The 13,165-nt window shown below is 64.8% G+C and carries 13 protein-coding genes, 1 tRNA gene and 1 pseudogene; 11 read left to right on the forward strand and 4 right to left on the reverse strand.

The features are described 5' to 3' along the window. On the forward strand, positions 1-275 hold a 275-nt coding region (locus ACLMAJ_RS25990), incomplete at its 5' end, for a helix-turn-helix domain-containing protein (protein WP_412016456.1). A gap of 268 nt (positions 276-543) precedes the next feature. Continuing rightward, positions 544-1,095, forward strand: a complete 552-nt coding sequence (locus ACLMAJ_RS25995; RefSeq protein ID WP_412016457.1) for an acyl-CoA-binding domain-containing protein — start codon at positions 544-546, stop codon at positions 1,093-1,095. 69 nt (positions 1,096-1,164) lie between these two features. Here the strand turns inward: ACLMAJ_RS25995 and ACLMAJ_RS26000 are convergent, their stop codons facing one another. From ACLMAJ_RS26000 to ACLMAJ_RS26010, 3 genes are all read right to left on the reverse strand, one after another. Beyond that, positions 1,165-1,341, reverse strand: a complete 177-nt coding sequence (locus ACLMAJ_RS26000; RefSeq protein WP_412016458.1) for a hypothetical protein — start codon at positions 1,339-1,341, stop codon at positions 1,165-1,167. Beyond that, positions 1,338-2,282, reverse strand: a complete 945-nt coding sequence (locus ACLMAJ_RS26005) for a YihY/virulence factor BrkB family protein (RefSeq protein WP_412016459.1) — start codon at positions 2,280-2,282, stop codon at positions 1,338-1,340. The genes ACLMAJ_RS26000 and ACLMAJ_RS26005 overlap by 4 nt, the downstream gene beginning before the upstream one ends. A 167-nt stretch (positions 2,283-2,449) precedes the next feature. Next, positions 2,450-3,091, reverse strand: coding sequence for a TetR/AcrR family transcriptional regulator (locus tag ACLMAJ_RS26010; protein WP_412016460.1), 642 nt, complete (start codon positions 3,089-3,091; stop codon positions 2,450-2,452). A gap of 90 nt (positions 3,092-3,181) precedes the next feature. On the opposite strand from ACLMAJ_RS26010, the gene ACLMAJ_RS26015 reads away from it, so the two are divergent. From ACLMAJ_RS26015 to ACLMAJ_RS26025, 3 genes are all read left to right on the forward strand, one after another. Continuing rightward, positions 3,182-3,895 (forward strand): SDR family oxidoreductase, encoded by a 714-nt coding sequence (locus tag ACLMAJ_RS26015; RefSeq protein WP_412016461.1) that lies wholly within the window; start codon positions 3,182-3,184, stop codon positions 3,893-3,895. A 66-nt stretch (positions 3,896-3,961) separates the two neighbouring features. Then, positions 3,962-4,774 carry an oxidoreductase gene (locus ACLMAJ_RS26020; RefSeq protein WP_412016462.1) on the forward strand — a complete coding sequence of 271 codons (813 nt, stop codon included), beginning with the start codon at positions 3,962-3,964 and terminating at the stop codon, positions 4,772-4,774. Positions 4,775-4,803: 29 nt separating this feature from the next. After that, the gene (locus ACLMAJ_RS26025; protein ID WP_412016463.1) at positions 4,804-5,655 is read left to right on the forward strand and encodes an alpha/beta fold hydrolase; all 852 of its coding nucleotides are present in this window, start codon (positions 4,804-4,806) and stop codon (positions 5,653-5,655) included. Between the two features lie 627 nt (positions 5,656-6,282). Here ACLMAJ_RS26025 and ACLMAJ_RS26030 read toward each other — a convergent pair. Next, positions 6,283-6,365: transfer RNA gene (locus ACLMAJ_RS26030), tRNA-Leu, on the reverse strand. Positions 6,366-6,590: 225 nt separating this feature from the next. Between ACLMAJ_RS26030 and ACLMAJ_RS38055 the strand changes: the two are divergent. The 6 genes and pseudogenes from ACLMAJ_RS38055 to ACLMAJ_RS26060 all read left to right on the forward strand — a co-directional run. Beyond that, a pseudogene (locus ACLMAJ_RS38055) lies at positions 6,591-6,881 on the forward strand (DUF3662 domain-containing protein); the annotation flags it as partial. Between the two features lie 162 nt (positions 6,882-7,043). Beyond that, positions 7,044-8,006, forward strand: coding sequence for an FHA domain-containing protein (locus tag ACLMAJ_RS26040; RefSeq protein ID WP_412016663.1), 963 nt, complete (start codon positions 7,044-7,046; stop codon positions 8,004-8,006). Positions 8,007-8,206: 200 nt separating this feature from the next. Then, on the forward strand, positions 8,207-8,674 hold the full coding sequence (locus tag ACLMAJ_RS26045) for an FHA domain-containing protein FhaB/FipA (RefSeq protein WP_412016464.1): 468 nt from the start codon (positions 8,207-8,209) through the stop codon (positions 8,672-8,674). Next, positions 8,671-10,176 (forward strand): PP2C family protein-serine/threonine phosphatase, encoded by a 1,506-nt coding sequence (locus ACLMAJ_RS26050; RefSeq protein WP_412016465.1) that lies wholly within the window; start codon positions 8,671-8,673, stop codon positions 10,174-10,176. Before ACLMAJ_RS26045 ends, ACLMAJ_RS26050 begins: the two co-directional genes overlap by 4 nt. After that, a complete protein-coding gene (locus ACLMAJ_RS26055; RefSeq protein ID WP_412016466.1) occupies positions 10,176-11,666 on the forward strand; it encodes an FtsW/RodA/SpoVE family cell cycle protein in 1,491 nt (496 codons plus the stop codon). The genes ACLMAJ_RS26050 and ACLMAJ_RS26055 overlap by 1 nt, the downstream gene beginning before the upstream one ends. Beyond that, positions 11,663-13,129: a peptidoglycan D,D-transpeptidase FtsI family protein gene (locus tag ACLMAJ_RS26060; protein ID WP_412016467.1), complete on the forward strand. Its 1,467-nt coding sequence runs from the start codon at positions 11,663-11,665 to the stop codon at positions 13,127-13,129. Before ACLMAJ_RS26055 ends, ACLMAJ_RS26060 begins: the two co-directional genes overlap by 4 nt. Positions 13,130-13,165 lie beyond the last annotated feature (36 nt).

The following is a 13,165-nucleotide window of genomic DNA, read 5'->3' on the forward strand; positions in this document are numbered from 1 at the left end:
CGGAAATCCTCGGCGTCACCCAAGCGTTCCTGCGCGCTCTCGACGCCGCCGAACTGTTGACCCCGCAGCGATCGGCCGGCGGGCACCGCCGCTACTCCCGCTACCAGCTGCGTATCGCAGGGCGCGTACGTGAGCTCGTCGACGCCGGTGACCCCCTCGACGCGGCGTGCCGCATCGTGATCCTCGAGGACCAGCTCGTCGAGGCCGAACGCATCAACACCGACCTGCAGCACGCCCTCGACGACCGCCCGCCCGCAAACCCCTCTGCGGGCTGAGCGATCCCCGGCCGCCGGGCTGTACAGGTGAGTCTGCCTGCGACGCAGCCAGACGGGTTCCGGTAGTAACGGCGCAGAAAACAACGAAGTTCGCGTAGCCGCTGGTCAGCGTCGTCGTTCGGCCGCCGAGGTAGGTGAGCTGACTGTCCGGGCCGTGCGCGGCCAGCACCAAAGATCCGAACGCCGATGACATCATCCCCGGTTGTGCCAGCATGATCGTGTCCATCGACTCGATATGCACTAGCGGACCACGCAAGGGAGACAAAGCATGGCTACCGGGCTCGATAACGCGGAGTTCAGGCAGGCCGCAGAGGATGTCAAGAATGTGTCGGAGAAGCCGGACAACGACGCCCTGCTCAAGCTGTACGCGCACTTCAAGCAGGCAACGGTCGGCGATAATGCCACTGGCCCACCAGGCAGGTTCGATTTTACCGGCAAAGCGAAATGGACCGCATGGAACGAGCTGAAGGGATTATCGAGTGAAGACGCGACGGTGACGTTACATAGCCATCGCGAAGGACGTGATCGCCACGCATTAGATCCCGCCGGAATGGGCCCTGTCCGAGTGCTCGTGCAGGGCTTCCAGGAAGCCAACCCCGGCGACGATGAGCGGGGCCGTACGGGCCCGTTGGAGGCCACAGTCATCGGCATTTCGGTGGATTCCGCAGTCACACCCGAGCAGCCGCCGATGTGCACCCCCGGACCGTGTGGACTCAATCAGGGCGTGCGCCGATGCCTCGTCGACTATGCCGAAGTGCTGCGCTTCGGCTTCACGACTGACGCGGACCCTCATCGGGAGGGGGTATCTCGCGATGCCTGACCGGATCTTGTCGATTCGCCGCGCGAGTGTGGGCGTCATCTGGATCAGGTCCCACAGGGCTTGATTGACCTACTCGAACCCGTTGAACGCGTATGCCTGGATCTCGGCGCGTTCCTCGGGCGTAAGTCGATCGACTCCCAGTCCGATAAGCGCCGCCTCGGCAATACGCCATATCCGTTGTTTTTGCGCCGTTACTACCGGGACCCCAAAGCGGAACGCGAACACGCCGTGAACGATATTCGTCACGCGGCGGCACCTCCTGGTTCGGGTTCTTCGCGCGCCGGTAGGAACGGCGTGGCATCCGGTGACTGTCCTTGCTCGATGCCGCGCCCACGCGCTAGTTCGGCATCGAACGCCGCTCCCATCAGCACAGCGAGGTTGGTGATCCACACCCACACCAGGAAGACCACCGCAGCGGCCAATGAACCATAAACCTTGTTGAAGGAACCGAAATTCGCGACATAGACCGCGAATCCGGCTGAGGCAATGGCCCAGAGAATTACCGCGAGCACACTTCCTGGTGTCAGCCAACGGAACCCAGGGTGCCGAACATTCGGTGCGGCCCAATAGAGCAGCGCACACACCAAACTCACCAGCACAGCCAACACGGGCCACTTGAGCACATCCCACACGCGGACACCCGCCGAGCCGACACCGAGCCACCCGCCGACCTCGCGAGCCACCGATCCGGTAACGACCACCCCCACCGTGCATGCCGCGACAACGACCAGCATCACGACGGTCATTCCCAGCCGTAATAGCAACGTCTTCCACATCGCACGGCCCTCATCGATCTCGTAGATCGAGTTCGCGGCGCGAATGAACGCGCCGAGGTAGGCGGAGGCCGTCCACACCGCGACGGCCAATCCGGCTACCGCCAAGGGCCCCGACAGCGAACGCGCACCCTGCAGATTCTTGATCGCATCGACCAAAAGTGCTGTACCACTACCAGGTCCGAGCTGCCCAACGGTGTCGATCAGCGAATCCGTCGAGCTGGAGCCAAGCATGCCGAGAACCGCAGTGAGCAGCATCAGCCCCGGAAAAAGCGACAGCACACTGTAATAGGTCAGCGCCGCGGCCCAATCCGTGAGCTTGTCCGACCAAACCGCGCCGATCGTGCGCCACAGCGCACCACGCCAAGACCTCCATCGAAGCTCCATCGGGCCCGACACCCGCTCAACAGTCATCCACCCACCTCCCGGCCAGCACCGGATACCCAGACACCCTCACCGAAAACACACGGCCGCTTGCTGATACACCCGCTGCATTTCGATCCATCCCCTGTGGCGCAGACGTGTACGGGCTCGGCCGCTAACCTTCGAGCCGGTCCATCACCACGTTTCTACACAGCTCGCTACCGCGCAGGAGTGTCTGCGACGGTCGTGTCTTGACCAATACCGTTGTCCGGCAAGGAATTATCGACGCCTGCGACATCGAGGAGTGTGGTGGCGGTGGCGACGGCGAGGCCGTCGAGGTCATGGGCTTGGACAACCGATCGAGCACTGGCTCCGTCGAAAACGAGGGTCAGCTGCCGGGCGAGCAGGCCGGGATCGGGTGCACCACCGCGTTCGGCCTCGTGTTGGAAGAACGAGGTCAGACCGTCCTTCTGTCGGCGAGCGACCAGGCTGGCGGGATGCTCGGGCGATTTGAGTTGCACCGCCGCCGCGACATAGGGGCAGCCCCGAAAGTCTTGGACCGGTTCCAGGTATTCCAACCGTTCGAAAACATGCAGGATTCGCTCACGCGGCGACCCGACGCCCTCGGCAGGTAGCAGGGCGGCCTGATAGTCCGGAGCGATACGTTCCAAGCTCGCGGCCACCAGCTCGTCTTTGCTGTTGAACAGTTGATACATCGAGCGCTTGGACACACCGGCGGCTTTGCACAACGCATCGACGCCGATGTGCACGCCCTGCTCCTGGAACAGCTTCGCGGCGGCGTCGAGCAACCGGTCGCGGGTGGAAGCGACAGGTGCCGCCAGTGGTGTCGGGTGGGTCATAAATCTCAGAGTACCTAGGCCCTTGCATTTTGGAAACCGATCTGTTTATGTGGAGGAAACAGATCGGTTTCCAATTAGGGAGTTCAGCTTATGACCAGCATCAAGGGATCGGTAGCACTCGTCACCGGCGGCAGCCGCGGCATCGGCAAGGAGCTCGTGGACCAGCTCTACGCACGCGGCGCCGCCAAGGTCTACGCCACCGCCCGCGACCCGCACACCATCACCCACCCCGACGCGATCCCACTCACCCTGGAACTCACCGACCCCGACGCCGCAGCGGCACTTGCCGAGCAAGCACCGGACGTGACGATCCTGATCAACAACGCCGGGACCGCACTGGGCTCCTCATTCCTCGACTCGCCGATCTCCGAGATCCGCCGCGAGTTCGACATCAACTTCTTCGGATCACTGCATGTCACCCGCGCTCTGGCCCCGATCCTGGAAAGCAACGGCGGCGGCCACATCCTGACCATTCATTCAGCGTTGTCCTGGATCGCGGTCCCGGGCACCGACGCCTACGCCGCGTCCAAGGCAGCCCTGTGGTCACAAACCAACGCCCTGCGCCTGGCTCTGCGACCGCGCGGTATCAACGTCACCGGACTACATGTCGGCTACGTCGACACCGATCTGACCGCGAGAATCGACGCCCCTAAAACCTCCCCACAAAGCGTCGCGACCCAAGCCCTCGACGGTATCGAGGCCGACGCGCTCGAAGTATTGGCCGATGACCTGACTCGTCAGGTCAAAGCCGGGCTCGCCGCCGACCCCTCGGTCCTCTACCCCCAAGCCGTCGTCAATAGCTGACCCTCCTCCCGGCGGCGCACGAATCTCGTTACAGCACAAGCAAACCCCTACAGTGAGGAGCTCACCATGAGCACATCTCGCCCCGTCGCCCTCGTCACCGGCGCATCCTCCGGTATCGGAAAAGTAGCCGCTCTGGAACTGGTCGCGGCAGGTTTCCAAGTGATCGGAACCGGCCGCCGCACCGCGAATCTGACCCCGCCCGACGGAGTCACCCTGCTCGACCTCGATGTCACCAGCGACGAGTCGGTCACCGCACTCGTCGCGGGCGTGATCTCTCGCTTCGGCCGCATCGACGTCCTGGTCAACAACGCGGGCATCGGCTCGGCCGGCGCAGCCGAGGAAAGCTCAGCCGAGCAGGCGCGAAACATCTTCGATATCAACGTCTTCGGTGTCATCCGAATGACCAACGCGGTCCTGCCACACCTGCGCGCCCAAGGCAGCGGACGCATCATCAACATCTCCTCGGTCGTCGGCATCATGCCCCAGCCCTACATGGCCGTCTACGCCGCCTCCAAGTACGCCGTCGAGGGCTACACCGAATCCCTCGACCACGAGATCCGCGAATACGGCGTCCGCGCGCTGCTCATCGAACCCGCCTGGACCAATACCGCTTTCGACGCCAACAGTGTGCGGCCCGACCAGCCCCTGGACGTATACGCCACCCACCGGCAGGTCTTCGAGGAATACATGGCCGACGCGGTCGAGACCGGCGACGATCCTACCCTTGTCGCCAAGGCGATCGTCTCCGCGGCCACCGACACCAAGCCGAAGCTGCGCTACCCCGTCGGCCGGACCGCTCAGGTCGCGACCATGCGCCGCCTCGTGCCCACCCGTCTGTTCGACCGACAACTCCGCAAACTCAACCGCCTCCCCGCCTGACCCCACCACAACAGAAAGCGACGCTCACCATGAGCACCTATCTGTCAGACACCGCCCAAAACCTCACCGTGGACGCTGCATCCGCCCGATTCACCTACCGGCGCATCGGCCCCCGCGGCGGCACCCCACTGGTCCTGCTCAACCGGGTCCGCGCAACCATCGACTGGTGGGACCCGCAGTTGCTGGACTACCTGGCCACCGACCACGACGTCATCGTGTTCGACGACATCGGCGTCGGCTACACCACCGGTAAACCCCGCGAATCCGTCGACGGATTCGCCGACGGCGCCATCGAATTCATCGAAGCACTCGGCCTGAACCAGGTCGACCTACTCGGCTGGACCCTGGGCGGCACCATCGCCCACCGGGTCGCACTACGACGCCCCGACCTGGTCCGCCGTCTGGTCCTGGCCTCGAGCAACCCCGGCGGTCAAACACCCGGCGCGCCCGCCCCGCATGAGAAGGTGTTCGCCACCATGACCAAACCAGAGGTCACCGGCGAGGACCTGGTGTATCTGTTCTTCCCCGAAACCGACACCGGCCGCACCGCCGGACACGAATATCTCGCCAGGATCGAAACCCGTGTGGCGACCGGCGGACCCGGCGTTTCCGAGGCAGCGGGCAAGGGCCAGATCACCGCGATCGGACACAACGTGGCACTCCCGTTCGAACAAGTACGAGCGGACCTGGACAACCTCGCCCAACCCGTCCTGTATGCCACCGGCCTCCACGACATCATGACACCGGCCATGGTGTCCTACACCGCCGCCGAACACACCCGCAACGCCACACTGCTCGGATATGGTGACGCCGGTCATGCCTTCTTGTTCCAGCACGCCGAAGCCTTCGCTAACCAGGTTGCCAACTTCCTGGACGACTGAAGAACACCGGTCGGAAAAGATCTCCCCGCACTGAAACCCTCCCCAGATACGAAGCAGCCCCCGGCTGCCGTAGCTACACCAAGGACCAGACGGACTGTCGAGGCATTACGCCCGGAGGACCGGTTCCCTGCTCGCAACCAGAGCAACACGCAACCCGCGCTTCTCGTTCCTCCTCTTCAACACGTCTACGTACAAAACGCCTAGTCATAGCTGAATTCACCATCGGCCAAACATGCTGGGGCCACGCCCGTACACCTACGCACAGATCAGCCCCCGCAGCCCCCGAACACAGCACGACACCCGGCAACAACACGACGGAGACCTGCTCCGCTCGCGCATGGGGGGCGGGAGTGCTTCCGAACCCCCTTCACCCCACACCGTAATCCCCCTTCACCCCACGACCCGACCACACCGGTAGCGCGCACCGAAATCACTGCCACACATGGGAACCACGCACGCAAACCGAAGGGGAGCACTATCCAGGGAGAACAGTGGCACTCCCGGTCAACACTGAGACACGTCAACACACATCCGCGTCAACATCCCGGTCAACAAATCCTGTTGACGAAGAAAGCCGCAACCCAGAGGAAACACTCTCTGACCTGCGGCTTTCATGCACTACACTTGTGGGCGAAGGGGGACTTGAACCCCCACGTCCCGAAGGACACTGGCACCTGAAGCCAGCGCGTCTGCCATTCCGCCACTCGCCCGAGCGACTGGGAGACAGTATCACGCAAATATGGGGGACACGAAATCGGCTCCGGGCGGCATTTGTGCCCAGGCCAGGCCGCTGTGGGAACCCGCCGGGATTTCCAGGAGTTACAGGTGTGGACGATCGTGGATATCATGCAATGAACGTGGTCGACACTCGACACGCCATGCCTGCGTGTCGTTGTTATCAATCAGAACAAGACGCTCGCCGAAAGGAGGCCGAGATGGGCATCGTTTCACGGTTCGAGCGTCGCCTGCAGGGCGCCGTCGATGACGTGTTCGCCAGGGCGTTCGGTGGCAGCGTTGTGCCGCAGGAGGTCGAGGCGGCGCTGCAACGCGAAGCCGCCGATCACGTCCAGGATCTGGGCGGCGGCCATCAGTTGGCGGCCAACAATTTTGTGATCACGATCAACTCGTCCGATCACGAGCAACTCGTCGCGGATCACGACCTCACGACCCGCGCGTTCGCCAAACACCTGCAGGACTACATCCGCGAACAAGGCTGGCAGACCTACGGCGAAGTACACGTGGCGTTCGAGGCATCACCTACGCTGCACACCGGACAGTTCAGGGCGAGCGGCCGGGTCGATCCCGACGTCGGTCGTCGAGCCACACCAGCTCGAGGCCCTGAGCCAACGCCACAACGACCTGCAAACCCGCAACCAGGAGCTGGCCCCATGACGCAGAACTCAGGCTACGACCCAAGCCGTGAGCCCGCGGAGTCCGATCCACGCAACCGCGGGTACGCACCACCACCCGCCGGGCGGGGCGGTCCCCAAAACGGTGCGTACCGCGAGGACTACGGCCGTGGCGGCGCGCCGTATCCGGCCGGCTCCGACTACCCGGCGCCGGACTCCCAGCAGGGGTACAGCGACTACCAGAACGGCTACGACTACCAGCAGGGTGGCCAGAGCGGCTACGGCCAACAGAGCCAGCCCGGCTACCAGGAGCCCGGTTACGGCCAGCCCGGCTACGCCGCGGACCGCGGTGGCTACGGCGCCCAGCAGGGTGGTGGCTACGCCGAACCCGACTACGGGCAGCAGGGCTACCAGGAGCCCGGCTACGGCCAGCCCGGGTACGGCCAGCAAAGCTACGGCGAGCCCGGGTACGGCCAGCCGGGCTACGGCGAGCAAGGCTATGCCGAACCGGGTTACGGGCAACAGCAGCAGGGCTATGGCCAGCAGCCTGCCTACGGTGAGCAGGGTTACGCAGAGCCCGGGTACGCGGAGCCGGGTTACGCCGCTCCCGACGAGCAAGGCGGCTACGGCCAGGCCTACTCGCAACAACCCGGCTATGCGGCGCAACCCGGTTACGCGGCACCCGCGTACGGGGGTGCCCCACAGGCCGGTTCGGGCTACTCGGCAACTCTTCAGCTCGACGACGGCAGCGGCCGCACCTACCAGCTCCGCGAGGGCAGCAACATCATCGGCCGCGGCCAGGACGCCCACTTCCGGCTGCCTGACACCGGCGTCTCTCGCAGGCATATCGAGGTCCGCTGGGACGGCGCGACCGCGATGCTCTCGGATCTGGGATCCACCAACGGCACGCTCGTCAACGGCTCCCCCGTGCAGGATTGGCAGCTCGCCGACGGAGATGTCATCCGTGCCGGGCATTCCGAGATCCTGATCCGTATCGTCTGATCCTGTAAGTTCGCGATGCAGGTCACGACAGGCCATCAGGATTCTGCTGTCGTATCGTGATCGGAATCGGCTGACGGCCCTATGATGCTGCCAACACACGCGCGGCACCAGATCCGGGGCCGGCAAGACCAGCAGGCCGGTGGGGGCGCTCCAGCACCTAACGGCACCGACGTACACGGTCGAACAGGAGGTGGAACGCCGTGCAGGGATTAATCCTGCAATTGACCCGTGCGGGGTTCCTGCTACTGCTGTGGCTGTTCGTGTGGGCGGTACTGCGGACCTTGCGCAGCGACATCTACGCGGCATCCGGCATACGAATCCAGCCAAGGGCCGCACGCGGCTCCGCGGTGCTGCCTTCGTTCAGCCGAAGCCAGAAGGGCGCCAAATATCTTGTGGTGACTCAAGGTTCACTCGCCGGCACCCGTATCTCGCTCAGCACCCAGCCGGTGCTGATCGGACGGGCTGACGACTCCACGCTGGTACTCACCGATGACTACGCCTCGACAAGACATGCACGGCTGTCCCCGCGCGGTGACGACTGGTATGTCGAAGACCTGGGCTCGACGAACGGCACCTACCTCGATCGCGCGAAAGTCACCACCGCAGTCCGAGTTCCACTCGGCACTCCTGTCCGTGTCGGCAAAACAGTGATCGAGCTGCGATCGTGACACTTGTTCTCCGCTACGCAGCACGTAGCGACCGCGGTCTTGTCCGGGGTAACAACGAAGATTCCGTCTATGCGGGCGCACGCCTACTCGCGCTCGCCGACGGCATGGGTGGCCATGCCGCAGGCGAGGTGGCCTCCCAGTTGATGATCGCCGCCTTGGCGCACCTCGACGACGACGAGCCCGGCGACGATCTGCTCGGCAAGCTCGATGCGGCGACCCATGAGGGCAATGCCGCGATCGCCGACCACGTCGAGGAAGAGCCCGAACTCGATGGCATGGGCACCACGCTCACCGCAATCCTGTTCGCGGGTAAGAAACTCGGCCTCGTCCATATCGGCGACTCGCGCGCCTACATGTTGCGCGGCGGCGAGCTGGCCCAGATCACCAGGGACGACACGTTCGTCCAATCACTGGTCGACGAGGGTCGGATCACCCCGGAGCAGGCACACACACATCCGCAGCGCTCATTGATCATGCGTGCCCTTACCGGCAACGAGATCGAGCCGACGCTGATCATGCGTGAGGCCCGCGCCGGTGATCGCTATCTGCTGTGCTCCGACGGCCTATCCGACGTGGTCAGCGACGAGACGATCGCGAACACCATGCGCGAGGGCACGCAGGACGAATGCGCCGACAGGCTCATCGAACTCGCTCTGCGCAGCGGTGGACCGGACAACGTCACGGTCGTCGTCGCCGACGTCATCGACCTCGACTACGGGCAAAGCCATCCCATCGTGGCCGGCGCCGCCTCTGGTCAGGACGAGGACACGCCGCCGCCGAACACCGCAGCGGGCCGCGCCGCCGCCATGCGTCCGCCCCGCGCGGCGCCACGGCGGGCCGCGGCGACACCGGAGCCGCCTGCCAAGGGCAAATCGCACAAGATGCGCTGGATCGTGCTCGCGGTCGCCCTTGTGGTGGCCGTCTTCGTCGGACTACTCGTCGGCTACAAGATGATTCGCAGCAACTACTACGTCGCCGCCGACAACGGCGAAGTGGTGATCCTGCGCGGACTACCCGGTTCGGTGCTGGGCTATTCGATCCACGAGGTCGATCTGGTCGGCTGCGTCAAGGCCTCCGGTGAGCTCACCCTGGAACAGCCCGGCCGGGATCTGCCCGCCGGGTGCCGGGTGCTGAAGGCGGTCGATCTCAAGTCCACCGGGCAGACTCAGGTGGACAGGGGCCTGCCGCCGACCTCGCTCGACAAGGCCAAGGACCAGATGAAGGTTCTCGCCCAGGACGAGTTGCTGCCGCCGTGCGTGGCTCGCGAGCCGGCCCCGCAGCCCGGGGTCGTGCCTCCAGTGGCGCCGGCGCCGTCGTTGACCGGCAGTCCGCCGACGCCCCCCGCCGAGAACCCGCCGCCGCCCGCGGGTACCGAACCTAATCCGGGTGAAACCAGGGGTACCGACGTCAGGACGCCGACCAAGTCGGAGCCGACAGCGCCGACGTCGACAACGACGCCGAACCCCCAGATCGCGGGGGAGACCTGCCGGGTGACGGACTGATGTCCGCACCGGCGCCGCCGTCCGCTGGGGCTTTTCCCAGCCCCCCCGGCGGCTTTGCACCCGCGCCGCCACCGTCCACCCGCCGCAACGCGGAATTGCTACTGCTGGCGGGTGCCGTAGTCATCACAACCGCGTCCCTGTTTCTGGTCGAGGCCAGTCAGGAGCAGTCGGTCACCTGGGACATCGCCAAATACGGGTTGGCTTTCTTCGCGCTGTTCGCGGTCGCGCATCTTGCGGTGCGCCGTTTCGCGCCGTTCGCCGACCCACTACTGCTACCGATCGTCGCCCTACTCAACGGCATCGGATTGGTATTGATCCATCGGCTCGATCTCGCCGACGCACAGACCGCCGAATACAACTCCTCGGCGATCCCTTCCCCCGACGCCAACCAGCAGATCATGTGGACCGGCCTCGGGATGGTGGTGTTCGTCGTGCTGCTGATCGTGCTGCGCGATTACCGCACACTGGCGCGTTACAGCTACACCCTAGGCTTGATGGGCCTTGTCGCGCTGGCGATTCCGGCTTTGCTGCCCGGGGCATACTCGGAGACGAACGGCTCCAAGATCTGGATCAGATTGCCAGGCTTCAGTGTGCAGCCGGGCGAATTCGCCAAGATCCTGCTCATCATCTTTTTCGCCTCGGTGCTGGTGGCCAAGCGCGATCTGTTCACCGCGGCGGGGCGGCATTTCCTCGGCATGGAGTTCCCGCGCCGACGCGATCTCGGTCCGATCCTTGCGGTCTGGATCGTCTGCATCGGTGTGCTCGTCTTCGAAAAGGACCTCGGCACCTCGCTGTTGATCTTCAGCACGGTGCTGGTGATGCTCTACATCGCCACCGAGCGGGTCGGCTGGCTCGTCATCGGCGGCGGCTTGCTCACGGTGGGATTCTTCTTCGCCTATCAGTCGTTCAGCCACGTGCGAGTGCGCACGCAGACCTGGCTGCATCCGTTCGCGGATTACAGCAACACCGGCTACCAGATCTCGCAATCGCTGTTCGGACTCGCGACCGGCGGACTGGCGGGCACCGGTCTCGGTAGCGGGCGGCCCTCACAGGTGCCCTTCGCCAAGACCGACTTCATCATCACCACCATCGGTGAGGAACTCGGCCTGATCGGGCTCGCGGCGGTGCTGCTGCTGTTCCTGGTGTTCATCGTGCGCGGGCTGCGCACCGCACTCGCGGTACGCGACAGCTTCGGCAAGCTGCTCGCCGCCGGGCTGTCGTTCACCATCGCGATCCAGCTGTTCGTCGTCGTGGGTGGCGTCACCAAACTCATTCCGCTGACTGGTCTCACCACCCCGTTCATGTCCTACGGCGGCTCGTCGCTGCTGGCCAACTACGCACTGCTCGCGTTGCTGATCAAGATTTCCGACGCCGCGCGCGCCCCCGCACCGATCCGCAAGAAGGAGCCCGCGCCGATCGCGGAAGCGCCGACGGAACTGCTGCGCAAGGCGCCCGAAGCGGGCCCATCGGAATCGAGGCCCCAGGAATGAACACACCCCTACGGCGGGTCGCGGTGGCGGTGATGTTGATGATCGTCGCGCTATTGGTCAATGCCACCTACGTGCAGGTGATCAAGGCCGATGACTATCGGAGCGACCCGCGCAATTCGCGCGTGCTGCTCGATGAGTACGCCCGCCAGCGCGGGCAGATCTCGGCGCGCGGCACAGTGCTCGCCAATTCGGTCGCCACTGATGACCGCTACAAGTACCTGCGCACCTACCCGGTAGCCCCCGAGGCGTACTCGCCGGTCACCGGCTTCTACTCGATGCAGTACGGCAGCAACGGCCTGGAACGCGCCGAGGACTCGGTGCTCAACGGTTCCGACAGCCAGCTCTTCGGCCGCCGCCTGATCGACATGATCTCCGGTCGCGATCCGCGCGGTGGCAACGTCCTCACCACACTGGACCCGACAATGCAGCAGGTCGCCTACGACGAGCTGACCAGCAAGGGCTACACCGGTTCGGTGGTGGCAATCGAGCCGAGCAGCGGCAAAGTTCTCACGATGGTCTCCACACCGAGCTACGATCCCAACCTGCTGTCCGGGCACGACGGTGCCAGTGGCACCAAGGAATGGGAGATGCTGAGCACCGACCCACGTCAGCCGATGCTCAATCGCGCTGTCTCGCAGACCTACCCGCCTGGCTCCACCTTCAAGGTGGTCGTCACCGCGGCCGCACTTGCCAACGGCACGGCTGCCCCGGAGGACCAATTCACCGCGGCGCCCAACATCACCCTGCCGGGAACCACCACGACGCTGGAGAACTACAACGGCTCCACCTGCGGCGGCGGCCCGACGGCGTCGCTGTATGACGCATTCCGGTTGTCCTGCAACACCGCGTTCGCCGAACTCGGCATAAAGGTCGGTGCCGCGAATCTCAAGGACGAGGCGGCGGCCTTCGGTATCGGCGCACATCGCGGCATCCCGATCCCGGTCGCCGAGAGCACCGTCGGGAACATTTCCGACAACGCGGCACTCGGCCAGAGCAGCATCGGCCAGCGCGACGTCGCGTTGACCCCCTTGGACAACGCGGTCATCGCGGCAACCATCGCCAATGGCGGCGTCCGGATGGAACCACAGCTGATCGAACAGCTACAAGGACCGGATCTGAGTGAACTGTCCAAGCCCAAGCCCGTCTCGGTGGGCCAAGCCGTCAGCGCCCAGGTAGCGTCGACGCTGACCAACCTGATGGTGGCCTCCGAGCAGAACACCGCGGGAGGTGGCCGGTCTCGTTTCCAGATCGCTTCCAAGACCGGCACCGCCGAGCACGGAAGCAACCCGCGCAACACCCCACCGCACGCCTGGTACATCGCCTTCGCTCCTGCGCAGAACCCGAAAATCGCCATCGCGGTGATCGTGGAGAACGGCGGAGATCGAGCGCTGGCCGCTACCGGTGGTTCGGTGGCCGCGCCAATCGCGCGTGCGGTGCTCGACGCCGGGCTGCGAGGCAGCTGAAGGATATGAACGTGCGAGTGAATGTACGGGGGCCCC

Origin of the sequence: Nocardia arseniciresistens, assembly GCF_046764875.1 — a bacterium.
Lineage (GTDB): Bacteria > Actinomycetota > Actinomycetes > Mycobacteriales > Mycobacteriaceae > Nocardia > Nocardia arseniciresistens.